This window comes from Nocardia sp. NPDC005825, from assembly GCF_040630175.1.
GTDB lineage: Bacteria > Actinomycetota > Actinomycetes > Mycobacteriales > Mycobacteriaceae > Nocardia.
In genome coordinates this window covers 204,094-227,120 of record NZ_JBEXXC010000002.1, presented here as the reverse complement: position 1 = coordinate 227,120, position 23,027 = coordinate 204,094, and the positions used below count along the sequence as shown (strand labels likewise).

Annotated in this window: 24 protein-coding genes; 14 read left to right on the top strand and 10 right to left on the bottom strand. The window is 69.3% G+C overall.

Going from position 1 to position 23,027, the window contains the following annotated elements:
• The first annotated feature begins 6 nt into the window (after positions 1-6).
• Genes ABZ382_RS05690 through ABZ382_RS05680 form a run of 3 tightly spaced genes read left to right on the top strand, consistent with a single transcriptional unit; the run spans position 7 to position 3,419 of the window.
• The gene (locus tag ABZ382_RS05690) at positions 7-2,007 is read left to right on the top strand and encodes an aconitate hydratase (protein WP_357084628.1); all 2,001 of its coding nucleotides are present in this window, start codon (positions 7-9) and stop codon (positions 2,005-2,007) included.
• A 25-nt stretch (positions 2,008-2,032) separates the two neighbouring features.
• The gene (locus ABZ382_RS05685; protein WP_357084625.1) at positions 2,033-2,980 is read left to right on the top strand and encodes a hypothetical protein; all 948 of its coding nucleotides are present in this window, start codon (positions 2,033-2,035) and stop codon (positions 2,978-2,980) included.
• Between the two features lie 34 nt (positions 2,981-3,014).
• The gene (locus ABZ382_RS05680) at positions 3,015-3,419 is read left to right on the top strand and encodes a hypothetical protein (protein WP_357084623.1); all 405 of its coding nucleotides are present in this window, start codon (positions 3,015-3,017) and stop codon (positions 3,417-3,419) included.
• A gap of 21 nt (positions 3,420-3,440) precedes the next feature.
• Here the strand turns inward: ABZ382_RS05680 and ABZ382_RS05675 are convergent, their stop codons facing one another.
• Positions 3,441-4,211, bottom strand: a complete 771-nt coding sequence (locus ABZ382_RS05675) for an RNA polymerase sigma factor SigF (protein WP_357084620.1) — start codon at positions 4,209-4,211, stop codon at positions 3,441-3,443.
• A gap of 208 nt (positions 4,212-4,419) precedes the next feature.
• Between ABZ382_RS05675 and ABZ382_RS05670 the strand changes: the two genes are divergently transcribed.
• Both ABZ382_RS05670 and ABZ382_RS05665 read left to right on the top strand, forming a co-directional pair.
• Complete coding sequence (locus ABZ382_RS05670; RefSeq protein ID WP_357085879.1) at positions 4,420-4,614, top strand: DUF6131 family protein; 195 nt, start codon at positions 4,420-4,422, stop codon at positions 4,612-4,614.
• A complete protein-coding gene (locus ABZ382_RS05665; RefSeq protein WP_357085877.1) occupies positions 4,611-6,176 on the top strand; it encodes a phosphatase PAP2 family protein in 1,566 nt (521 codons plus the stop codon). Before ABZ382_RS05670 ends, ABZ382_RS05665 begins: the two co-directional genes overlap by 4 nt.
• Here ABZ382_RS05665 and ABZ382_RS05660 read toward each other — a convergent pair.
• Positions 6,139-6,615 carry an anti-sigma factor gene (locus tag ABZ382_RS05660; protein WP_357084617.1) on the bottom strand — a complete coding sequence of 159 codons (477 nt, stop codon included), beginning with the start codon at positions 6,613-6,615 and terminating at the stop codon, positions 6,139-6,141. The two genes, ABZ382_RS05665 and ABZ382_RS05660, sit on opposite strands and share 38 nt — an antisense overlap.
• Before the next feature lie 86 nt (positions 6,616-6,701).
• Positions 6,702-7,853: a lipase family protein gene (locus tag ABZ382_RS05655; protein WP_357084614.1), complete on the bottom strand. Its 1,152-nt coding sequence runs from the start codon at positions 7,851-7,853 to the stop codon at positions 6,702-6,704.
• Positions 7,854-7,967: 114 nt separating this feature from the next.
• Here ABZ382_RS05655 and ABZ382_RS05650 point away from each other — a divergent pair, with 114 nt between their 5' ends.
• Together ABZ382_RS05650 and ABZ382_RS05645 are read left to right on the top strand one after the other, a co-directional pair.
• Positions 7,968-8,648 carry a TetR/AcrR family transcriptional regulator gene (locus ABZ382_RS05650; protein WP_357084611.1) on the top strand — a complete coding sequence of 227 codons (681 nt, stop codon included), beginning with the start codon at positions 7,968-7,970 and terminating at the stop codon, positions 8,646-8,648.
• A gap of 59 nt (positions 8,649-8,707) precedes the next feature.
• The gene (locus ABZ382_RS05645) at positions 8,708-9,133 is read left to right on the top strand and encodes an SRPBCC family protein (RefSeq protein WP_357084608.1); all 426 of its coding nucleotides are present in this window, start codon (positions 8,708-8,710) and stop codon (positions 9,131-9,133) included.
• On the opposite strand, the gene ABZ382_RS05640 is transcribed toward ABZ382_RS05645, so the two are convergent.
• Complete coding sequence (locus ABZ382_RS05640) at positions 9,130-9,963, bottom strand: SAM-dependent methyltransferase (protein ID WP_357084605.1); 834 nt, start codon at positions 9,961-9,963, stop codon at positions 9,130-9,132. The genes ABZ382_RS05645 and ABZ382_RS05640 overlap by 4 nt on opposite strands.
• Before the next feature lie 115 nt (positions 9,964-10,078).
• Between ABZ382_RS05640 and ABZ382_RS05635 the strand changes: the two genes are divergently transcribed.
• The 3 genes from ABZ382_RS05635 to ABZ382_RS05625 all read left to right on the top strand — a co-directional run bounded on the left by ABZ382_RS05635 (position 10,079) and on the right by ABZ382_RS05625 (position 13,143).
• Entirely contained in the window at positions 10,079-10,858 is a 780-nt protein-coding gene (locus ABZ382_RS05635; protein WP_357084602.1) for a M50 family metallopeptidase, read from the top strand.
• Positions 10,859-11,028: 170 nt separating this feature from the next.
• Positions 11,029-11,838, top strand: coding sequence for an SAM-dependent methyltransferase (locus ABZ382_RS05630; RefSeq protein ID WP_357084600.1), 810 nt, complete (start codon positions 11,029-11,031; stop codon positions 11,836-11,838).
• 33 nt (positions 11,839-11,871) lie between these two features.
• Complete coding sequence (locus ABZ382_RS05625) at positions 11,872-13,143, top strand: sensor domain-containing diguanylate cyclase (protein ID WP_357084597.1); 1,272 nt, start codon at positions 11,872-11,874, stop codon at positions 13,141-13,143.
• Positions 13,144-13,162: 19 nt separating this feature from the next.
• Here the strand turns inward: ABZ382_RS05625 and ABZ382_RS05620 are convergent, their stop codons facing one another.
• Positions 13,163-13,954: a 3-oxo-5-alpha-steroid 4-dehydrogenase gene (locus ABZ382_RS05620; protein WP_357084594.1), complete on the bottom strand. Its 792-nt coding sequence runs from the start codon at positions 13,952-13,954 to the stop codon at positions 13,163-13,165.
• Positions 13,955-14,113: 159 nt separating this feature from the next.
• Here ABZ382_RS05620 and ABZ382_RS05615 point away from each other — a divergent pair, with 159 nt between their 5' ends.
• The gene (locus ABZ382_RS05615; protein ID WP_357084591.1) at positions 14,114-15,082 is read left to right on the top strand and encodes a hypothetical protein; all 969 of its coding nucleotides are present in this window, start codon (positions 14,114-14,116) and stop codon (positions 15,080-15,082) included.
• A 39-nt stretch (positions 15,083-15,121) separates the two neighbouring features.
• Here the strand turns inward: ABZ382_RS05615 and ABZ382_RS05610 are convergent, their stop codons facing one another.
• Positions 15,122-16,540: a cytochrome P450 gene (locus ABZ382_RS05610; protein WP_357084588.1), complete on the bottom strand. Its 1,419-nt coding sequence runs from the start codon at positions 16,538-16,540 to the stop codon at positions 15,122-15,124.
• A gap of 70 nt (positions 16,541-16,610) precedes the next feature.
• Between ABZ382_RS05610 and ABZ382_RS05605 the strand changes: the two genes are divergently transcribed.
• Positions 16,611-17,276 carry a TetR/AcrR family transcriptional regulator gene (locus ABZ382_RS05605; protein WP_357084585.1) on the top strand — a complete coding sequence of 222 codons (666 nt, stop codon included), beginning with the start codon at positions 16,611-16,613 and terminating at the stop codon, positions 17,274-17,276.
• Between the two features lie 4 nt (positions 17,277-17,280).
• Here the strand turns inward: ABZ382_RS05605 and ABZ382_RS05600 are convergent, their stop codons facing one another.
• Positions 17,281-18,585 (bottom strand): FAD-dependent oxidoreductase, encoded by a 1,305-nt coding sequence (locus tag ABZ382_RS05600; protein ID WP_357084582.1) that lies wholly within the window; start codon positions 18,583-18,585, stop codon positions 17,281-17,283.
• Between the two features lie 22 nt (positions 18,586-18,607).
• Positions 18,608-19,471, bottom strand: coding sequence for an SDR family oxidoreductase (locus ABZ382_RS05595; RefSeq protein ID WP_357084579.1), 864 nt, complete (start codon positions 19,469-19,471; stop codon positions 18,608-18,610).
• 115 nt (positions 19,472-19,586) lie between these two features.
• Here ABZ382_RS05595 and ABZ382_RS05590 point away from each other — a divergent pair, with 115 nt between their 5' ends.
• Complete coding sequence (locus tag ABZ382_RS05590) at positions 19,587-20,591, top strand: pyridoxal-phosphate dependent enzyme (protein WP_357084576.1); 1,005 nt, start codon at positions 19,587-19,589, stop codon at positions 20,589-20,591.
• A gap of 18 nt (positions 20,592-20,609) precedes the next feature.
• Here the strand turns inward: ABZ382_RS05590 and ABZ382_RS05585 are convergent, their stop codons facing one another.
• The gene (locus tag ABZ382_RS05585; RefSeq protein WP_357084573.1) at positions 20,610-21,401 is read right to left on the bottom strand and encodes an SDR family oxidoreductase; all 792 of its coding nucleotides are present in this window, start codon (positions 21,399-21,401) and stop codon (positions 20,610-20,612) included.
• 125 nt (positions 21,402-21,526) lie between these two features.
• Between ABZ382_RS05585 and ABZ382_RS05580 the strand changes: the two genes are divergently transcribed.
• Positions 21,527-22,375 carry an NAD-dependent protein deacetylase gene (locus ABZ382_RS05580; RefSeq protein ID WP_357084570.1) on the top strand — a complete coding sequence of 283 codons (849 nt, stop codon included), beginning with the start codon at positions 21,527-21,529 and terminating at the stop codon, positions 22,373-22,375.
• A 4-nt stretch (positions 22,376-22,379) separates the two neighbouring features.
• Here ABZ382_RS05580 and ABZ382_RS05575 read toward each other — a convergent pair whose 3' ends face one another.
• A complete protein-coding gene (locus ABZ382_RS05575) occupies positions 22,380-22,967 on the bottom strand; it encodes a TetR family transcriptional regulator (protein ID WP_357084567.1) in 588 nt (195 codons plus the stop codon).
• Positions 22,968-23,027 lie beyond the last annotated feature (60 nt).

Below are 23,027 nucleotides of genomic sequence, written 5' to 3'. Positions count from 1 at the left end.
CATGCCATGCCCGGCAATCTGGCGCGCACGCTGATCGCCTCGCACCTGGTGTCGGGTGCGATGACGCCGGGCACCGAGATCGCGATCCGGATCGATCAGACGCTGACCCAGGACGCCACCGGCACCGTGGTGATGCAGGAGCTCGAGGCCCTGGCCCTCGATCGCTCACGCACCGAGGTGAGCGTCCAGTACGTCGATCACAATCTGTTGCAGACCGACGAGAAGAACGCCGAGGACCACGAGTATCTCCGCACGGCCGCCCAGCGCTTCGGCCTGTGGTTCTCCAAGGCGGGCAACGGCGTCTCCCACCCCACGCACATGCAGCGTTTCGGGGTGCCGGGCAAGACGCTCGCGGGATCTGATTCGCACACGCCGGCGGCGGGCTCGCTGGGCATGCTCGCCATCGGCGTGGGCGGATTGGAAGTGGCGCTGGCCATCTCGGGTCAGCCGCTGCACCTGCGGATGCCGCAGATCTGGGGTATCCGGCTCGAAGGCGAACTGCCGCAGTGGTGTTCGGCCAAGGACGTGATCCTGGAAATGCTGCGCCGCCACGGCGTCAGCGGCGGGATCGAGCGCATCATCGAATACCACGGGCCGGGTCTGGCGGGACTGTCCGCGATGGACCGGCATGTGATCGCGAACATGGGCGCCGAACTCGGCGCCACCACCACGGTTTTCCCGAGCGACGAGGCCGTCCACGCCTTCCTGCGCGCGGAAGGCCGCGAGGACGACTGGGTCGAACTGGCCGCCGACACCGACGCCGAGTACGACATCGAGGAGACCATCGACCTGTCCACGCTCGAACCCCTCATCGCGCAGCCGTCGTCGCCGGGCGCGGTGGTGCCGGTGCGCGAGGTGGCGGGCACCGATATCGCGCAAGCGGTGATCGGGTCCAGCGCCAATCCGGGACTGCGGGATTTCGCCATGGCGGCGGCCATGGTGGCCGGACGGCAGACCGTGCCGCAGGTCAGTTTCGACGTGAACCCCACCTCGCGGGAGATCCTCACGGATCTGACCCGGATGGGCGCGGTCACCGACCTGGTCGAGGCGGGTGCGCGCATCCACCAGGCCGGGTGCCTGGGCTGCATCGGCATGGGTCAGGCCCCCGCGGTGGGCCGCAATTCGCTGCGCACCATGCCGCGCAATTTCCCGGGCCGCTCCGGCACCAAGGAGGACTCGGTCTGGCTGTGCTCGCCGGAGACGGCGGCCGCCTCCGCGCTCACCGGTGTGATCACCGATCCGCGGGAGTGGGCGCGCACGGTCGGCATGGACTATCCGAAACTCGAACTGCCCGTGCGGGCCTCGGTCAATACGGCGATGCTGGTCCCTCCGCTCGAGCCGGAGCGGGCACGGCTGGTGCGGCCGGTGAAGGGGCCCAATATCTCCAGCCTGCCGGAGCTGACGCCGCTGCCGGATCGGATCGTCGGACCGGTGCTGTTGAAGCTCGGCGACGATGTCTCCACCGACGCGATCTCCCCCGCCGGAGCCCGCGCCCTGCCCTACCGGTCCAATATCCCCAAGCTGGCCATGTTCGCCTTCACACCGCTCGACGAGCACTATCCCGAACGGGCACAACAGGTTTCCGACACCGGGCACTTCGTCGTCGCCGGCGAGAACTACGGTCAGGGATCCTCGCGCGAGCACGCGGCGATCACGCCCCGCTACCTCGGTCTGCGGGTGGTCATCGCCAAATCCTTCGCCCGCATCCATTGGCAGAACCTGGCCAACTTCGGTGTCCTGGCCCTCGAATTCGAGGATCCCACCGACTACGACCGCATCGACCGCGATGACGTGCTGCGACTGCTCGATCTGCACGCCATCGCCCACGCCACCACGCTCGAGGTGCTCGATATGAGCAAGGAATCCACTTTCACCGTGCGACACCGGCTTTCGCCGCGTCAGGTGCGAGACGTCCTGGCCGGTGGCCTCATCCCCCGGCTCGCGGCGCGCGGCTTCGCGTTTGAGAACGAGGACGCCGGGAACAGCGACGACATCAGCGCCTGCTGAGACAGCCTTCCGGAAAGGAATCACCATGCTGCGACGCATTGCCCACCCCCTGCTGGCGACCGCTTTCGTCGCCGACGGAATCGACACGCTCACCCATCCCGATCCCCGGATCAAGACCGCGACCGAGGCGGTGCGACAGGGCGAGCAGCGGTTGCCGGCCAAGCTCGCGGCCTATCTGCCCGACGACCCGGCCAGACTGGTCCGGATCAACGCGGCGGTCCGCGTCGGCGGCGGCGCGCTGCTGGCCCTGGGCAAGCTGCCCCGGCTGTCCACCGCCGTGCTCGCCGCGACCGTGATCCCGTCGGCCCTGACCGAACCAGGGTTCTGGACCGAGGAGGACCCCGAACGACGTTCGGCCCGGCGCAACGGGCTGCTGAAGGACGTGAGCCTGCTCGGCGGACTGCTCATCGCCTCGACCGACCGGCAGGGCAAGCCGTCGCTCGGCTGGCGTGGCCGCCGGGCCCTGGAGAAGCTGCAGGCCGACGACTCCGCCCCCACCCGGCTCGCCGACGCCGCCAAGGTCCACGGACCCGAACTCGCCGCGGCGGTGCGGACCCGCGGTGAGCACCTGGCGGAGACCGCCCGCGAACGCGGACCCGAACTGGCCGCGGCACTGCACGATCGCGGCGAACGACTCGCCGACATCGCGCAGCATCGCAGCGCGCAGCTCGCGGAATCGGCACGCGAACACGGACCGGAACTCGTCGCCGCACTGCATGATCGAGGCGAACGTCTGGCCGACGTCGTCCAGCATCGCGGCGAACAACTGGCCGAGGCGGCCCAGCACCGGGGAACCCAGCTCGCGGATTCCGCCAGGGAACTCGGCGCGCAATGGGGCGATGTCGCCGCGGAGCGCGGCGGTCACCTCCTCGACACCGCCCGCGATCAGGGCAGCCACCTCGCCGGGAAGGCCAAGCGGCGCGGTGAGCGGCTCGCTGACGCGGCGCGATCCGCGGCCGACCGGGCACACTGAAAGCCGCCGGGCACACTGGAAGGAGCCCTCCGTCATGGCATCTCAGCATTCACTCGCCCGCTGGCTGGGCGTGGCCGTGACGGCGGCCGCGCTCGCCGTGGGCTGCTCGAACAGCACCGAGCCCGGCGTACCGGGAACCGGTTCACCACAGCCGGAATCCGGGTCACCGACCATCGGCGCGAACGCCGCCAAGCAGCTGTGCGACATGATCCGACCCGAAGTCGACAAGTGGCGCGCGGAAGGCCCCGTCGAGGCCCGGCTGAAATTCAATGCCACCGTGCAGGATTGGGCGTTGCGCAACAATGGCGTGAACATCGCCGTGATGCGCAATCGCTCGGTGATCGACCAGACCACCACCACCGCGTGCCCGGAGGTCCGGGACGCGGCGATACAGGCGATCCGGATGCCGGATCTGGCCTCGGGTCTGGCGGGATTCTGATCAGGCGGCCGGGCGCCGGGCTCAGGTCGCGAGGCACTCGGCGCGCAGCCGGCCGAGGGTTTTCGCCAGGATGCGCGATACCTGCATCTGCGAGACCCCCAGCCGCTGCGCGATCTGGTTCTGGGTCTTCGATTCGAAGTAGCGCATGATCAGCACCCGCCGCTCCCGTTCGGGCAGCTCCGCGATGAGCGGGCGGACGGCGAGGTACTGGTCGACGTACTCATAACCGGGTTCCTCGTCCCCCAGGGCGTCCAGCATGGCCAGCGGGGTGTTCTCCCCGTCATCGGGACAGGCCGCTTCCAGTGACGAGCTCTGGTAGGCGTTGGCGGCCAGCAAGGCCTGCGTCAGCTCGGACTGGTCCACCTCGAGTTCGGCGGCCAGTTCGCGCGCCTTGGGCATGCGGCCCAGGCGCTGAGCGAGGGTTTCGACGGCGGCGCCGACGCGGATCTGGGTCTCCTTGACCCGGCGCGGTACGCGCACGGCCCAGGTGCTGTCCCGGAAATAGCGCCTGACCTCGCCCATGATGGTGGGCACCGCGAAGGACAGGAACCGCGACCCGCGCTCGACGTCGAACCGGTCGATGGATTGCACCAGCCCGAGCCGGGCCACCTGCACCAGGTCCTCGAACGACTCGCCACGACCGGAGAACTTGCGCGCGATGTGGTCGGCCAGCGGTAGGCATCGGTCGATCGCTTCCTCGCGCAATGCCTTTCGCTCGGGAGCATCGTTGTGCACGGCGACGGCAAGCTGTTTCAGCAGCGGCTCGATATCGTCATAGCTGTCACCCGTCATCGGAATCACCCCGTATTCGGCTGAACTGCATGAATATTGTGTACCCATATCGGTCCGCTGCGGAACCTGCTTTCGACGCCGGGATGGCCGCTTCTACCAAAACCCACGCGATGCACCAGGTCAGAGACGTATTGCCACAGAATAAATCTCGATCTCGGGCAGATCACCACCGAATGTTCGTGGTGTTTGACGGCTGGCGTACCGGGAACTGCCGGAATGTCACGATCGCTTCTACAAAGGAATAATCATGATCGTCCTGGGCCTCGTAATGCTGATCCTGGGAATTATCTTCGGCATCCACATCCTCACCACCATCGGTGTCATCCTGATGCTCATCGGCGCGGTCGCCTGGCTGCTCGGCACCGCCGGTCGCCCGATCGGCCGACGCTCCCGCTATTGGTGATCCGGCGCTTTCCGACCATGTACCCGACGAATCCGGCTCGGCCGCAGCGAATCACGCTGACCGGCCTCGCGCGACGATTCCACCGCGTCGGCCACCTCGACCGTGCCGTCACGGCCGCGGTCGCGCGCATGCCCGCCTCCGCACTGGATTCGAGCCTGCTGCGGCTGACCCGGGGCGCGGATTTCGGCGCGCTCTGGCTGGCCGTCGCCCTCACGCTCGGAGTCCGCGGCGGGGCGGACCGGCAAGCCGCGATCCGCGGCGTCGCCGCGCTCACCGGCGCGGAGGTGATGGTGAACGGTGTTCTCAAGCCGGTCATCGCGCGCCGCCGCCCGGCCGCCGATCTGCTGCCCCCGCCCCGGCGCCTGGACCCGCGGCCCGTCTCATCATCGTTCCCCTCCGGGCACAGCGCGGCGGCGGCCGCGTTCGCCACCGCGGTCGCGATCGAAAGTCCGCGTACCGCCGCGGGTCTCGTGCCGCTGGCGGGTCTGGTCGCGTATTCGCGGGTGCACACCGGTGCGCATTGGGGCAGTGATGTTCTGGCGGGCGCACTGGTCGGTTCGGTGATCGCCCTGGCCACCCGGCACTGGTGGCCGGCTCCGGTTCGAGCCACCGCCCGCGCGCGGCATCAGGGCACGCCCGCGCTCCCCGGCGGGAACGGGCTGCTCGTCCTGGTCAACCAGGCCGCGGGTGATCCGGCCGTCGATCCGAGCCAGGAACTCGCCGAACTGTTGCCCGGGGCCACGCTCGTCCCCACCGATCCCGGCGACGATCCCGCCCGGCGGCTCGAATTCGCGTTCCGCGCCTGCACACCGCCGCCGACGGCACTGGGCGTCGCGGGCGGTGACGGCACCGTCGCCGCGGCGGCCACGGTCGCACTGCGGCGCGGTCTGCCACTGGCGGTGTTCCCCACGGGCACCCGCAACCATTTCGCCCGCGATCTGGGTGTCCTCGACGCGGCCGAGGCGGCCGCGGCCGTCGAATCCGGCGACGCCGTGGACGTGGACATCGCGCGCGTCCGCTTCGACGACGAGCACGGGCAGCAAACCCGGCATGTGCTCAATGTGGCCAGTGTGGGCGCCTACCCGGAGATGGTGCGGCTGCGGCGGACCTGGCGGTCGCGCTGGGGGCGGCGTCCCGCGCTCGCGGCCGCGGCGGTGGCCGCGGTGCGCCGGGCCCGACCCCTCACAGTGGAGGTCGACGGAGACCTCCGACAGGTGTGGGTCCTGTTCTTCGGCAACGGTTCCTATCATCCGCGGCGCGCCACCCCGGCCGTGCGCGACCATCTCGCCGCGGGGCTGCTCGATATCCGATGGCTACGTGCCGATCGGCCGTGGTCGCGTACCCGGATCCTGCTGGCGGCCGGGCTCGCGGCGCTGGGACGCACCAGCCTCTACGGCGAATGCCGCCGACCGGAACTGACCGTCCGGCTCTCCTCGCGCGAACCCCTCGCCGCCGACGGCGAGGTGATCGGCACGGCCACCCGGATTCACATGACGGTGGCCCGGCGCCTGACGGTCTATCGCCTCATTCCGGCTGCCGGCTGTCGTCCCGGCATCGGGTGAATTCCACGACCACCGGGTATCCGCGTTGTACGACGTCGAATTCATCGGTGTCGACCGTTATCGAATCGGTCAGGGATTCCACGAAATGCCAGCCGAAACTGTGCTCGATCAGGCCGCCGCCGGTGCCGATCACCGATGTCACGCGAATCCGTACGCACTGCTCGTCGTAACGGAATTCGCAGTCGAGTGCGGCGTCGGGCACCGTCGCCACGATCATCGCGGTGGCGACCTGATCCAGCGCGACCCGCATGTCGATGGCCACGTCGATGGTGAAATCGGCTGTGAGCATGACGGTTTCGGCTATCGCGCGCAACATTTCCAGGTGTCCGGGGTCGGCGCGCACCCGCACCCCCACGTCGCCGGACAATCGCGGTGATACCGGCTCCACGTTGTCGGTGCGTATGCGCGCCTTGCCATCACCCAGTGGCGGTTCACTCATCACTCACCACCCATCCAGCCCCCATCGCGATCTTTCCCCCGCAATGTTCGCTTACCCGATGATGCCGGAAGGAAACCGCCCAAAAGTCAGGATTTGCGGAGCGGGAGCACGCGGTTCAAGAAGTCCTGGGCCTCGGGCTCGGCGAATTTCAGGATGGTGAAGTGGGTGGCGGCGGCGTGCAGCACGAGTTGGCTGTCCGTACCGGCCGACCGGAGCTGCTGCTGCAGCAGCACGGTGGTCGGAACGGGCTGAACGGTGTCGGATCCGCCCTGCAGCAGCACGACCGGTCCGCGATACCCGGTGGCGGGCACCGACAGGTAGTCGCGCAGCGCCGACATGACCGGATCGGGCAGGGCGGTGGTGAACAACTGGCCGACCGACTTGCCCGTGACGGCCGCCTCCAGGGAAGCCAGGCAATCGTTTCCGGCCCGCGCGATGGCGAGGACCTCGTGGCCGTGCGGCGACAGGTAGTCGGTGACGCCGAGGTCGGGGCGGGCGTGGTCGAGACCCGCGAGGATCATGACGAGCCGCGCGTGCAGGCCGTCGAGGCCGGGGAGCACGGGCACGCCCGGACGGCTCAGCAGGGCGATGATGTCCTCGACATTGCTGGTCGGCGCGTAGGCGAGGGTGCCGCGCAGGTCGAGGTCCGGCGCGTAGCCGGCGGACATCCCGGCCGCGGCGAGCACCGACTGCCCGCCGATGGAATGCCCGGCCAGCACGAAGGATTCGGACAGCCCGGCATCCACGGCGTGGCCGGCGCGCACGATGTCGAGGACCGCGTGGCCCGCCGCGCGCCCGGCCAGATACTCGTAGACGCCGTCCGCGCCCAGGCCGATGTAGTCGCTCGCGGCCACCACGTAGCCGCGCGCCAGATACGTTGACAGCTGCGGTGTCTCGTCGAACTTGTCCGCCATGCCGCCATCGATGGTGGGCGCGCAGCCCGCCGTCATGCCGCTGGTGCCATGCGCCCACGACACCATCGGCCGACCACCCGCCGGGGTCGCGCCGTCGGGCACGTAGATCGTGCCGCCACTGACCTCCGCCTCGCCGTTCTGGCCGGTCGTCCGGTACGTGATGCGATACCCGCTCGCCGCGCCGGGAATCAGCTCGCCGGCGTCAAGGGGCCGTGACGACACCACCGCGCCCGGCGCTCCTCCGGGATCCGGTTGCGCCACAGCCGATCCGGTCGCCGCGGCCGAGGACAGGGCGGTGATCGCCGCCAGGATCAGGTATCGCACGGGAAGCTCCTCCGGGATGAGCCGCCGACACCTGTCGGCGACTTTGCGAACACGTTCCGAAAGTAGCATCCGCAGGTCACACTGTCGAGAGACGAACAGGGCATGATGGCAGACATGTCCCGACCGACCGCCTCCTCCGGCCGCACCGGCCGCCCGCCCGTCACGTCCCGCACGGAGATCCTGACCGCGGCCCGCCGGTTGATCGACCGCGACGGCTGGGAGCGGCTCACCATTCGCGGCCTGGCCGCCGAGGCCGGAATCGGTGCGACCACGGTCTACCGCCACGTGCAGGACAAGGAGGATCTGCTGGTCCTGTTGCTCAACCACTACGCCGATCAGACCGAACGCCCGGAGCTGCCCCAGGATCCGCGGGACCGGATCGTCGCGGCCGCCACCGCCATGCACGATCTGCTGGCGAGCTGGCCCTGGGCCGCGGAGGTCCTCACCGTCGACGGTTTCGTCGGACTGCTGGACGAATCCGCGCTGTGGACGGTCGAATCCATTCTCGCGGCCGCCGAATCCAGCGGCCGCACCCCCGAGCAGGCCGCCTACATCTTCCGCTCGATCTGGTACTACACCGTCGGCGAGATCCTGGTCCGCACCCACTCCCAGCGCCGCGGCAGCCCCGCCGCCGCGGGCCGCGCCGCCTTCGGCAATCTCGATCCCGACCGCGTTCCCCGGCTGGCCGCGATCGGCGAACGCTGGCCCGCTCTGGCCGCCCGCGACACCTACGGCCAGGGCTTGCGCGCCTGTGTCGACGGCCTGCTGGCTCAGACCGGCCCCGCCGAATCGTGATGCCGCACGACCGGTTCCGGCCCCGATCCCCCGCCGTGGGTGACCGCTAGAGTGCGGGCATGCCGGAAAAGATCATCCGTAACACGTTCACCGTCCCCGCCTCCCCCGAGGCCGTCTACGACCACCTGATCCGGCCCGAGAACTACATCGGTCTCTCCCCGCTGGTCGTCGCGGTCGAGGACGTCCAGGAGGGTTCCTACCTCGCCGTCGAACGCTTCCGCTTCCTGGGCCTGAAGCACGACAATCGCATTCGCGTCGCCCTGCTCGGCACCCCCGGGAAGGCGGTCTGGGGCGAGGTCGACAGCCCCGGCGGCGTCCGCATGGGCTACCGGTTCGACCTCACCCCCACCGACGAGGGCACCCGCGTCGACGACGAGCTGCGCCTGCGAACCCCCTTCGGCCTCATGGCCTTCGCGTCCGGCCAGGCCCGCAAGGTCCAGCTCGCCCGCGCGGGTATCCTGGCCGACCGCCTCGCGACCGTCTAGGGCTTGAAGCCGACGCCGCCGGCGATGCAGTGGCGGACCGGGCTCAGCGGCGTGAGTTGCGGGCCGTCGGGCCACCATTCGTCGCATAGGACGAGTCCGGGTTCGATCATGGTGAGGTTGCCGAACAGGGCCTGGATCTCGTCGCGGGTGCGGAAGCGGCCCGAGCCCATGGGGCTGTGCACGAACTTCTCCTCCATCTTGCGCGCCAGGTCGCTGTGTTCGGCGGTCTCCGGGTCGAGGAAGTGGGCGATGGCCACATACGAGCCGGAGGGCAGTACGTCGAGGTAGCTGCGCATGACGGCGGCGGCATCGTCGGCGGCGTAGTGATGGAGGGTGCCGATCTGGAACAGCGCGATCGGACGGCTGAAGTCCAGTTCCTCACGGATATCGGGGTGTTTGACCACCTCGAACGGACGGAAGATGTCGGCCTCGACGATGGTGGTGCGCGGATTGCCCGCCAGCAGGGCGCGCGCGTGCGCCAGCACCATGGGGTCGTTGTCCACGTAGACCACCGAGGAACCCGGGTCCACGCGCTGCACGACCTGGTGGGTGTTCTCCGCGGTGGGCAGCCCCGAACCGAGGTCCAGGTACTGGTCGATGCCCGCTTCCTTGGCCAGGAAGCGGCAGACGCGGATCAGGAAATCCCGGTTCGCCCAGGCCAATTCGGCGACCCCGGGCGCGACCTCGCGCACCTGGTCCAGGACCGCGCGGTCGACTTCGAAATTGTCCTTGCCGTTCAATGCGGCGTCGTAGACGCGGGCGATGCTGGCGCGTGTGGTGTCCACCCCAACCGGCGCCGCACTCGGGTAACTCTGCACTGACTCGGACATCTCACGCTCCCTTGACAATCGATTCACTCCGGCCCCGGCCCACAGCAAGTCTGTCGCATACGCGATGATTTGGGACCGGATCGCCGGGTCCGCGCCGAATCGGTAGGGTGCGGCCGTGGATACAGCGGAATTCGTTCAGCGCGGCAGCACCATCGTGGACCGGTTGTCCACGACGCAGACCCCGCCGCCGTGGCAGCTGGTGGTGGGCACCGGCGTGGTGGCGCTGATACTGGTGGCGTTCCGCCCGACGTGGCGCATTCTGCGCAATGCGGTCACCATCGCCCACGAGGGCGGCCACGCCTTCACCGCGCTGCTGACCGGCCGCCGCCTCAACGGCATCCGATTGCATTCCGACACTTCGGGACTCACCGTGTCGAGCGGCAAACCCTATGGGCTCGGCATGATCCTGACCATGGCGGCCGGGTATCCCGCGCCGGCGCTGCTGGGGCTGGCCTACGCCGCGCTGCTGGGCGCGCACCGCATCACCCTCATGCTGTGGTTGACCATCGCGCTGCTGCTGGTGCTGCTGCTCAAGATCCGCAACTGGTACGGCCTGCTGTCGCTGCTGGTGACCGGCGGCGTGGTGTTCGCGGTGTCCTGGTTCGGCAGCGACACCACCCAGGCGGCGCTGGCGTACGCGGCGTCCTGGTTCCTGCTGCTGGCCGCGGTGCGCCCGGTGATCGAGTTGCAGCGCAATCGCGCGCACGAGCCGAACTCCGACGCCGACCAGCTGGCTCACCTGACCAGGATCCCGGGCCTGCTGTGGGTGCTGGCCTTCGGCGCGATTGCGCTGTGCTCGCTGGTCCTCGGGGCGCGGCTGCTGCTGGCCGACGTGTCGGGGGTGTGTGTGCCGCCGCTCACGCACAGCACCTGCGCGGCGTCAACCGCCGGGTGAGCATTGTCCCACCTCAGGGCGAGAGTGGTATCGCTGCAAGGATTCTGGCCAACGGGGACTACCATTCGGTTTGCACCGTCCGGGTGATCGGAAACACCGGATTTGCCCGGATCTCGGCCCGTCCGCACCACCGGCGGGCGTTCGACCGTTGCGGCTAGGAGGGTTTGGGGATGGACAGACCGGAGTGGGCACCCGAAGGCGTGGACATGACGCGGCCCAGCCCGGCGCGCATGTACGACGCGCTGCTGGGCGGCTCGCACAACTTCGAGGTCGATCGGCAGGCCGCGGAGGCGGGTAAAGCGCTGGTCCCGGACCTGCCGCGACTGGCCTTGAGCAATCGGGCGTTCCTGCGCCGCGCGGTTCGGTTCCTGGTGGACCAGGGCGTGCGGCAGTTCCTCGACATCGGGTCGGGCATCCCGACCGCGGGCAATGTGCACGAGGTGGCGCAGGCGATCGACCCGGAGTGCCGGGTGCTCTACGCCGATATCGACCCCGTGGCCGTGGCGCACGCGCGCGCCATCCTGAAGGGCAATGACCGGACCGCCGCGATCGAGGCCGATCTGCGCGAGCCCGAAGCACTGCTCACCCAGGCTCGCGGGACCGGCATCATCGATTTCGACCAACCGGTCGGTGTCCTCCTCATCGCGGTCCTGCACCTGATGAGCGACGACTACGCCCCCGTCGACAAGGTCGACGCCCTCTACGACGCGGTGCCGACCGGTAGTTACCTGGCCCTGTCGCACCTCACCTCGGCCACTCGCCCCGACGACGCCGCCAAACTGGTGGAGAACTCGCGCGACGTCAGCAGGATCGGCCTGCAATTCCGGACCCGTGAGCAAATCGCGGCCCTGTTCGGCAAGTGGGAGCCGATCGAGCCCGGTGTGGTGGAATTGCCGTTGTGGCGGCCGGAATCCGACCGTGACCAGCACGAGGCTCCCGGCCGATCGCTCGGTCTGGCGGGTGTGGGCCGCAAGGCCTGAGCAGGGGCACGAGGCAGGGGCAGGGGGTAGGCGGTGGGAGCACACGAGCTGGCGGTCCGATGGGCCGACGCTCTCGAGGGCGCGGTGGCGCCGACGATCACCCGGTCGCAGGTCGAGCAGTTGCTCGACGGTTTCGGCGACCGGTTGATCGCGGCCGTGCGCGGTACCGAGGACATGTCGGTGGCCCGGGATGCCGCCCGCGCCCTGGTGGGCGCCAACTACCGGGATCCGCTGACCGTGCACCGGTCGGTCCTGGTGCTGTGCAAGGACCTGGTCACCGACGCCTGCCCCGATCCCGGCTGCGCGGACTACTGGCCGGTGCGCGATCGCGCGATCGAGCTGGCCGCCGAGTTCGCGGCCGAGTTCACCGCCGGACTGCGCAGTGTGGCGTTGTCGGAACAGGAGAAGACCCTCACCGCGGCGCTGACCGCCGCGCGCGAGGCCGACGCCCGCAGACAGCTGTCCGAGGCCCGCTTCCAGGCCATCTTCGAGGGCGCGTCGGTGGGCATCGGCACGGTCGACATCACCACCGGCCAGGTGGTCGACGTCAACAACGCCATGGCCGAGACCCTGGGCGTCCCGGCCGGGCAGATGCCGGGCCGCTCGGTGGCCGAGATACTGGGCCCGATCAATATCGGCGAGGCGTTCGGTCTCTTCGAGCGTTTACTGTCCGGCGAGATCGACCGCTTCCGGTTCGAGACCGAGCACACCAAGCCCGACGGTTCGAACACCATCATCGATCTGTCCATGACGGTGGTCCGCGACAGCGACGGCAAGCCGCGCTTCCTGGTCGGGGTGACCGTGGACGTCACCGACCGCAAGGAACTGGCCGACCGGCTCTGGTACGACGCCCACCACGACTCGCTGACCGGCCTGCCGAACCGGCTGCTGTTCTTCGACCGGCTCGCGGCCGCCACCGGCCAGGTGGGCGTCTGCTACCTGGACCTGGACGGCTTCAAGGAGGTCAACGACCGCCGCGGCCACACCGCGGGCGATCAGGTGCTCTGCGAGGTGGCCCAGCGGCTGCGCCAGGCCGCGCCGCCGCACGGGGTGGCGGCCCGGCTGGGCGGCGACGAGTTCATCGTGCTGGTCGAAAGCTGCTCGGGCCCGGAGGAATTGGACTCGGTGTCCGAGGACCTGCTGGCCGCGCTGCGCGACCCCTTCGATGTGGCGGGCTTGTCGGTGCGGGTGGGCGCGAGTATCGGGACCGCGCTGGTGGACACCGACTCCACCGCCGTCGACGAGCTCATGCACGCCGTCGACACCGCCATGTACCGCGACAAGGCGCTGCGGCACGGTCGGTGAGACCCGCGCCGCACGGCCGCTAGATCACGAACGGCACCAGGGCCTTTCGCTCGGCCGGGTAGTCGGAGAACTTCTCGCGGTACCAGGTGTGGGTGGCGAAGGCGCGCGGCACCAGATTGCCGAAGGTGATCAGGAAGATGACCACGCCCGGCAGCGCCCAGGTGAGGATGGCGAACCCGGCCCAGGCGATGAGCTCGCCGAGATACGTGGGGCTGGTGACGAATCGGAAGCCCAGACCGAACGGAATCTTGTATTCCGTTGCGCCCGGATTGTTCTTATCGCGAAGATTCCGCACGATCCATTCGGAACTGGTGAGCAGCGCGAAACCGCAGAGGTAGATGATCGTTCCGATGATGAATCGCGGGTCGGTCAACCAGCCGGTGCCGTACTGACCGAGGTAGTCGTGGCTGAACAGCGCGCCATTGAGGTAGCCGTGCATGGCGGTGACGAACATGCCCATGCCCAGCACCGAGATGTTGAAACTGCTGGTCTTGCCGGGCACTTGGCGAATGGACAGGGGGAAGAACCACCCGCGGTTGGCGTAGTGGAGAATCCAGATGGCCGCCAGCACCAGGGAAGTCGGCTCGAAACGGTGCGGCCCGCTCAGGTACGCGACCGCGAAGACCACGGTGGCCGGAATCTCCATCAACCACCAGCCGAGTTTCGGGTTCAGGTTCAGTCCGAGCTTGGCGGTGGCGAACCGACCGTACGGGCTCTGCTGGAACAGGCCCCCGATCAGGACGAAGGCAGCGAAACCGAACGCGATCGTCAGCACGGTGTCGTAGACGGTATTGCCGGTATACCAGTTCATTCGTGGCCCTTCAGGTGAAAAACTAGAACAGGTTCTACCACAGCCCGAGCCCGACCGGTACCCACCGGCGGGCACGGACGGTGACCGGCGGGTAGGTTGGCGAGAACCCCGGAGGGAGGCAAGGTGGGTTCGCAGGGATGGGATGTGCTGATTCAGTGGATGCCGTTTTTTCTCGAGGAGGACGAGGACGCGGACGAATCGGGACTCGGCTGGAATCCCCGTTTCATTCAGGTCCGTGACGAACTCACCGGCCGCCGAGCGCATTTCGCGCAACAGGGCACCGAGATCGAGGTGCTGGTCGCGGTCCCGGAGAACGCCGACGAGGCCGATCGGTTGCTCCGCGTGATCGGCGAGCAGTCCGACGGCACCTGGGATCCGGTCCCGCTGCCGTCCGAATCCGATGCCACCGCACCGGATCCGCAGTGGCGGGCCATGCAGCGTGTGCACCAGCAGCCCCGCCTGGCGCGGGAGTGGAGCACCGGCTGGCAGCGCGGGGAATCGGTCGACCACCGCCGCGGCGTCGCCGAATCCGTGGTCACCGTGCTGCGCGACGGGCTCGGGATGGACGGCGGCCGGCTGCGGTTCGCCACCTGGAGCATGGACGCGCCCGGCACCGGCAGCTACGGCCTGCCCGCCGACCGGCCCAGCGAACGCGGCAAGCCCGTGGTGTGCACGGACTGGGACGATTTCGAGGAGCGGCTGGCCTGGGCGCTGACCACCCTGCCCTGGGACGGCGTCATCAACCTCAGCACCCCGCACCCCGGCCCGGACCCGTGCTTCGTCCAATTCCTGCACGGCAGGCAGCTTTTCAACGAGGCCAGCGGCTGGGACGTGGCCGGACTCGGCGCGAGCGAGTTCGACCGGCGCATGCGCGAGCTGGGCTGGAGCTTCGCCCCGCACAGCGTGCCCGGCGGGGCGGCGCTCATCTGGGAGGGGCCGCTGGCCAAGGCCGGATTCAATCCGAGCCTGTGCGGCGCTCCCCGACGGACGGTGAAGACCTTCACCGAGGTGTTCACCGTCGGGCATCCGCAGGATCTGGTGTTCCGGGCGTTCCGCAACGGTCGCCGCCGCGATCCGGAATTGCGTTATCTGGATATCGAACTCGGGATTCCGCGCGACGTGCGGTGAGTCGCGCGGCGGTGTGCCGGGGGCGGCCCGGGGATGGCCTCAGCGGCGACGCAGGTGGATCGGCAGCCCGTCCGCGGGTGTCGGTCCGGTTCCGGCGATCAGGGGCACCTCGTAGCCGTCCGGCACGCTCCAGCGGTACCCGAGCAGCATCCGGTGCATGGTCGCCTTGACCGTCATGCCGCCGAAGTACCGGCCGATGCACTTGTGCGCACCGCCGCCGAAGGGCGGCCAGGCGAAGCGGTGCGACTTGTCCTCGGCGCGCGCGGGATCGAAGCGCTCGGGATCGAAGATGTCCGGATCGTGCCAATACTCCGCATTGCGCATCATGGAGTAGGGGCCGACCATGAGCAGCGCGCCCTTGGGGATGAAGTAGCCCGCGATCTCGGTGTCCTCCAGGGCTTCTCGCACCATCTGCCCGACCGGGGCGTACATGCGCAGCGTCTCGCGGAAGGCCATCTCCAGGGCGGGCAGCCGGTCCAGGTCGGCGTAGTCGAGGGTCTCCTTGCCCAGCGCCGTCGACTCCGCGCGCAGCCGCTCCTGCCACTCCGGGTGACGGCCCAGCTCGTAGGCCAGCATCGAGATGGCCAGGGTGCTGGTGTCGTGGGCGGCCATCATCACGAAGATCATGTGGTCGACGATGTCGGCGTCGGTGAAGGACTCGCCGTCCTCGGTCTCGGCGTGGCAGAGCACGCTGAACAGGTCCTGGCCGTCACCGGCGCGCTTGGCGGGCAGCTCGCGGCGGAAGTAGTCCTCGAGCAGCCGGCGGCCGCGCAGGCCGCGATTCCACACGCCGCCGGGCATATTCGTACGGACGATGGCCTTGCCGCCGTGCACCGCGTCCTCGAAGGCGTGGGAGAGGGCGGTGGCCTCGGGGCCGAGTTCCGCGCCCGCGAACACCACGGTGGCCTGTTCCAGCAGCATCCGCTTGACGTGGTCGTAGAGCGGGAAGTCGGGGGCGGGCAGCCAGGAGTCGACGCCACGCACGATGCGCGGCGTGGTCAGCTCCAGGTAGCCGATCAGCCGGGGCCGGGTGAACGCCTGCTGCAGGATCCGCCGGTGGTAGCTGTGATCGTCGAAGTCGCGCAACAGGATTCCGCCGCGGAAGAACGGGCCGATCAGGAACTCCCAGCCGCGTTGCGCGGACAGCACATGCTTGCGGTCGAGCAGCACCTCCTCGGTGGCCGCGGGGCTGCCGATGCCGACCACCTGCCGGCCGAACACGCCCATCCACTGGACCGGGCCGTAGCGGCGCATGCGCTCCCGGCTGAAGGTCAGCGGATCGGCGAGGGTGCTCACCACGTAGCCGATGCCGGGCGGGCCGTAATCGCCCATCACCGGTTTCAGCCCGCTGCCGGGCGGCGGCGCGGCCAGCGGTCGCGGCAGGGTGGGGTACCGCTGCAGCACTCCGGCGGCCCGGCATTGAATTCGATGATTCACCACGGCTTTTCGTACAGCCATGCCTCCACGGTAGCGGAAACGCTAGTTTCCGTAAACGGTCGTTTCCCGATTTCTGTGCCAAGCTGACAGGGTGACGCGAGCTGCCAACGGGACCTATCGCGGCACCACCACCGACGAGCGGCGCGAGCAGCGCCGGCGACGGCTGCTGGACGCGGCCCTCGACATCGTCGGCACGCAGGGGCTGGCCGCACTCACGGTGCGCGGGGTGTGCGAACAGGCGAAGGTGGGGCCGCGATTCTTCTACGAATCGTTCACCGACCTGGACGCGCTGGCCACCGCCCTGCTCGACGAGGTGCAGGCCGAAGCCCTGGAACAGGCCCGCACCGCCATGACCGACACCCCCGGCGACCCGGAGGCCAAACTGCGCGCGGGGGTGGCGGCGCTGATCATCGGCGTCACCGACGATCCGCGCCGCGCCAATATCGCCTTCGCCCAGGCCTACGGGTCCGAACTGCTCATGCGCCGCCGCTTTGAGGGCATGCGGCGGGTGGCCGAGCTGCTCATCGAGCAGACCCGCGTCCTGCTCGACATCCCCGAAGGCGACGACACCGCGCTGACCGCCCTGGCCCAGCTCATCACCGGCGGCGCGGCCGAGCTGATCCTGGTGTGGCTGGACGGCGGCCTGAAGGTCGAGCGACCGGTGCTCATCGGCATCGTCGCGGATTACGTTGTGGCCATGGTGGATCGACTGCCCGGCATGCGGTCCCGCCTCCCCGAGACTTCAGCGCCGGACTGATCCGTCAAGTTCCGGAACGACCGATCCCGCTGTCCGCTATCTCCTCGACGACGATCTTCGCCGTCTCCATACAGGCGGTGATGCCGCCGTTGGCGTACTCCTTGACCGCGTCGCCGACATTCCAGAGATTGGCGATCGGGGTGTCGTGGGGCAGGTCGTAGCCGGCGACGGCCCGCTGAGGTGGCCAGTCGTCGCGGGTGACGGCGATGGACAGGATGCGGGCCCGCTCGAAGCCCGGGATCTCCTCGCGCAGGTCCTGGAGCACCAGCGCGGTCTCGGCCTCGGCGTCGAAGGTGCCGACCGAGGGTTTGGGCACGCCGGCGCCGACGTAGAGATGCCAGCCCTCGGGCGCCATCTCCGGGCAGGTGGCGGTGAAGTTGGCGACGTAGCACAGCCGCCGGGTGCGGGCGAAGCTGAGCAGCCCGGGCGCGTCGACCAGCGGTTCGCGGCTGGCGAAGTTGACCGAGATCATGGCGCAGGGCAGGTCGCGCTGGAGCACGCGGCCCACGTAGTCCGACGGAAAGTGCTCCGGGCCGACCAGATCCATGGTGGCCGACGGCCCGATGTCACTGACCGCGAAGGCGCACGTGATGTCGGAGATTTCGCCGTCGTGGCTGATCCGCGCCCCGGTGATCCGATCGCCCTCGACGTGTAGTTGCCGCACCTCGCTGCCGAGCCGGACCTGTCCCCCGTTGCGCTCCACCACCTCGGCGAGGGCCTTCCAGATGCCGATGGTGCCCTCGGGGCAGAAACCGAACTTCTTGAACGCCGCCTTCCGCGTGAAGTAGGTGAGGAACACCCGCGCGGGCAGCTCCTCGGAGCCGACCGCGAAGATGGAACCGCACATATTGCGGAAGATGCCTTGCACCGCATCGTTTTTGGTGTAGCGGCGCACCCAGTCGGCGGTGGACAGCTCCCGGTCCGGCAACTCCCCCTCCGCGCGGGCGGACCCGCCGAGCAGCTGGGCGCCGTGGCGGGTGAGCTGGGAGATGAGCAGTCCCCAGCCGCCGGTGGCGATGTCCACGTCACGGCCGTTGATCCGGTAGAGGATCGGCGGATCCGCCGGGCGCACTTCGAATTTCGCCCCGACCTCCTCGAAGGTCTGTTCGGTGATGCCGCCCAGTTCGATGACGACAGCGCCGGTATTGATGGTGAATCCGTCGAGCTCGGCGGTGGAAGCCCGCCCGCCGACTCGGTCGAGACGTTCGGCCACCAGGGTCCGATAGCCCCGGTGCGAGAGCCGGGCGGCCGCGCACAGCCCGCCCGCTCCGGCTCCGACAACCAGTGCGTCCCACGCGTTCTCGCTCATGGCGAGGCTCCTCAGAGCAGGCTCAGCCCGCTGGGTTCACCCCGGGCTGAGCGTCGGACATATCAGTAATACGGCTCCAATTCTCCCGCACCTGATCCACGCTCGGGACCTCACTGAAGAACACGGGCTTGTTCGCGAACAACTGGGCGCGTTGCACCGAGCCGCCGCCGACCACCAGCACCATGCCCGAGTCGGTGCAGTCCTCGCCCATCAGGTGCGCCACGATCGGGGCGACCTGCGCGGGCGGCAGCTTCTCGAGCATGGCCTCCGAGGCGATGTCGGCGGTCATGCGGGTGGCGGCCATGGGCGCCACGGCATTGACGGTGATGTCGTACTTGCGGCCCTCGATGGCGAGGGTGTTCATCATGCCGACCAGGCCCATCTTGGCGGCGCCGTAGTTGGCCTGACCGAAGTTGCCGTACAGGCCCGAGGTGGAGGTGGCCATGACGACACGCCCGAAGCCCTGCTCACGGAAGTGCGGCCAGGCGGCGTGGGTGACGTAGAAGGACCCGAACAGGTGCACACGCTGCACGGCTTCGAAGGCCTCGGGGGTCATCTTCACGAAGCTCATGTCGCGCAGGATGCCCGCGTTGTTCACGATGCCGTGCACCGCGCCGAAGCTGTCGATCGCGGTCTGCACCAGCGCCTTCGCGCCCTCTTCGGTGGCGACGCTGTCGTAGTTGGCGACCGCGGTGCCGCCGGCCGCGCGGATCTCCTCGACCACGGCGTCGGCCATATTGTGCCCGGATCCCGAGCCGTCGCGCGCGCCGCCGAGGTCGTTGACCACGACCTGAGCGCCCTCGCGAGCGAGCAGCAGTGCGTACTCGCGACCCAGACCGCCACCGGCTCCGGTGACAATGATGACGCGATCGGTTACACCAGGCATGAATTCTCCTTGCCGTATCTAATAGCTTTTCAGAAGTTAGCAGCAGGGATGCGCGGTCCCTGTGCTACCCGCCACACTCGTCGAGTAACTGGACAATCGTTAAGTTGGAGTGGTGATGCCGCACCTGTACCGCCTCCATCCCGAACTCGAGGCGACCCTGCCGCACTTGAGACTCGGCAGGGCCCCGACCCCGGTGCGCCGGCTCGACGCCCTCGACACCGCCTGTTCCGGCGGCGCGGAGATCTGGCTCAAGGACGACAGCGTGTTCGGCGACGGCGGCTGGGGCGGCAACAAGGTGCGCAAGCTGGAATGGCTGCTGCCCGACGCGCTGCGGCAGCGCCGCACCACCATCGTCACCGTGGGCGGACTGGGCACCAACTGGGGGCTGGTCACCGCGCTCTACGGACGCGAGCACGGGCTGAAAACCGTTCTGGCACTGATCGATCAGCCCGAGGACGACCATGTGCGCGCCCAGCTGAAGCGGCTGCGGGACTCGGGCGCGGAGCTGCACTTCACCCACACCAAGGCCCGGACCATCCTGAGCGCTCCGTACCTGCTGGCACGCCATTTCACCGGGTTCCGGCCGCCGTACTTCCTGCCCGCGGGCGGGTCCTCGGCGGTGGGCGCGCTCGGATACGTCGAGGCGGCACTGGAATTGGCCGAACAGGTCCGGGCCGGGGAACTGCCGGAACCGAGTCACATCGTGATCCCGGTCGGCTCGGGCGGGACGGCGGCGGGGCTGTCGCTGGGGCTGCGAATGGCGGGGCTGCGGACCCACGCGGTGGGCGTGGTCGTCAACGACACCCTGCGGCTGGACGAGCCGACGCTGACCGGGCTGGCCGGGCGCTGCGCGAAGCTGCTGCGCGCACGTGGCGCACGGATCCCCGAGAACATCTCCCCCGCGGGCAATCTGGATATCATCACCGAGTATCTGGGCCCGGGCTACGGCTATCCGATGCCGGAAGCCGCTACCGCGCAGGCGCTCTCGGCCGATCGCGAGCACATGACCCTGGATCCGGTCTACACCGCCAAGGCGATGGCCGCACTGCTGGACATGAACGCGCACGGCCGGTTCGGCGACGGTCCGGTGGTGTATCTCAACACCAACGGACCACGCTGACACCGGATTTCGCGTCCCTCACGCGGTCGCCAGCTTGGCGGCCAGGAAGTCCTCCCAGGTGCGCTGCCCCACGGCGTGCTCGGGGGTCAGGTTCGCGCCCGTCGCGTACACCCGGGCCGCCTTGCCGGGGGCCTTCACGGTGAACACCGGGCGGCGACGGCCGGTGGCCGCCAGATAGCTGCGCTCGAGTTCCTTCATGGTGTAGATGCGCGGACCGCCGATCTCCTCGACCAGTCCGGCGGGCTCGCCCTGCACCAGTTCCACCAGTCGCGCTGCCACCTCACCGGTTTCGATGGGCTGGAAGCGGAAATCGAAGGCGGGCACCACCGGCATCTTGCCCATGGCCGACACCATGGTGAAGAGCAGGTCGTGGAACTGGGTGGCGCGCAGCGTGGTCCACGGCAGGCCCGAGTTCTCCACCACCAGTTCGGCGTCGCGCTTCGAGGCCATGTAGCCCATCACCTGCCGGTCGATGGCGCTCTCCACCGGGACCCGCTCCGCGCCGACCACCGAGATGTAGACCAGGTGCGGGAACGCCCCGGCGGCATTGATGGCGTCGACCAGGACGCGGGTCTTGTCGCCGTCGCCCTTGGTGGTGCCCGCCAGGTGCAACACGGTGTCCACGCCCGCGACCGCCTCGGCGATGCCCGCGCCGGTTTCCAGGTCGCCGGCCACGAATTCGATGCCGTCCTTCGCCTCGTGCGCGCTGCGGCTGAGCACCCGCACACCCAGCCCGGCCTGCCGCAGCAGCGGGGTGACCAGGCTGCCCAGGGTGCCCGTGCCGCCGGTGACCAGAACCGTCTTCGCCATGATGACCATCTCCTTCGTCTCGCGCCGCCGCTGTGGTGGCGTCCTGCCTTGATGACGACGCGGGGCCCGCGGGTGTGACACGACGTGATCGGCGGCACAGCGCGGGCGGGTCGTAGGCTGGCCACATGCCCGATCCCGGTTCCCCGCAGCGGTTCGAGCGACTGCTGGAGCTGGTCTCCGGCCGCCGCGTCGCGGTGCTGACCGGCGCGGGCATCTCCACCGACAGCGGCATCCCCGACTACCGCAGCCCCGGCGCGCCGCCGCGAACCCCGATGACCTACCAGCAGTTCGTCGGCGATCCGGTGTTCCGCCAACGGTATTGGGCCCGCAACCACGTCGGCTGGCGGCGCATGGACGCGGCCCGGCCCAACCCCTCGCACCACGCGCTGGCCCGGTTGGAGCGCGCGGGCATCGTGACCGGGCTGCTCACCCAGAACGTGGATCTGCTGCACACCAAGGCGGGACATCGCCGGGTGATCGACCTGCACGGCGTCTACGCCCGCGTCCGCTGTCTGTCCTGCGAGGCGCTGACCTCTCGCATGACTCTGGCCGACCGGCTCGAGGCCGCCAATCCCGGCTTCGCCGAATCGGTCCCGCTCGACGGTCTCGAGGTCGCCCCCGACGCCGACGCCGTGGTGACCGATACTGCGTCCTTCCGCATGGTCGACTGCCTGACCTGCGGCGGGCTCCTCAAGCCCGACATCGTCTACTTCGGCGAATCCGTGCCCAAGCCGCGCGTGGCCGCCTCGTTCGAGCTGGTGGACGACGCCGACGCCCTGCTGGTCGTGGGCTCCTCGCTCACGGTCATGTCGGGTCTGCGGTTCGCCCGCCGTACCGCCAAGTCCGGTCGCCCGGTCGTCATCCTCAATCGCGGCCGCACCCGTGCCGACGATCTCGCGGCCCTGACCTTCGACACCGGTTGCGCCCCGATCCTCACCGCCCTCGCCGACGCGCTCGCGCCGGTCGCGGCCTAGCGCGCTAGTCCCGGACCTCGAGGCGGCGGACCAGCGCGACCAGTGCGGCGCGCAGGGTCTCGGGATTGTCGGTGTCCGCGCCCAGGATCATCCGGACCACCTGCGGCGCGGCGAACCACCAGGCCGCCAGCGCCGCGACCGCGTAGAGCAGATAGCCGGGTGCGACATCGTCGGGCAGCGTCCCGGCCCGTTGCGCGGATGCCAGCGCGGCGACCTTGTCCGCGTAGTGCGAGGCCCGGGCCGACTCCGCGGGCAGTTCGCCGGCCTGCGGCTGCAGGCCCTCCCAGTACATGAGCCGCAGGAACTGCGGGTGCGTGTGGTGGAAGTCGAAGACGTGTCCCGCGTACTCGGCGAGGTCCCCGGCGGTGTCGGCGGAGAGCGGGCTGGCCGCGGCGAGCTGTTCCAGCTGGTCGGTGAGGACCGCTTCGAACAGGCCGCGTTTGTCGCCGAAGTACTGGTAGATGCGTTCCTTGTTGATGCCGGCGCGGGTCGCGATGGCATTGACCCGGGCGCCGTCGGGCCCGCGTTCGGCGAACTCGTGGACGGCCGCCTCGAGCAGCAGTCGTCTGGTTCTCTCGGTATCCCACGCCATGGGGTCCATCCAACCATCTCCAACCGGATGGTTGCGGTTGGGCTCGCGGCTGTGGCAAAC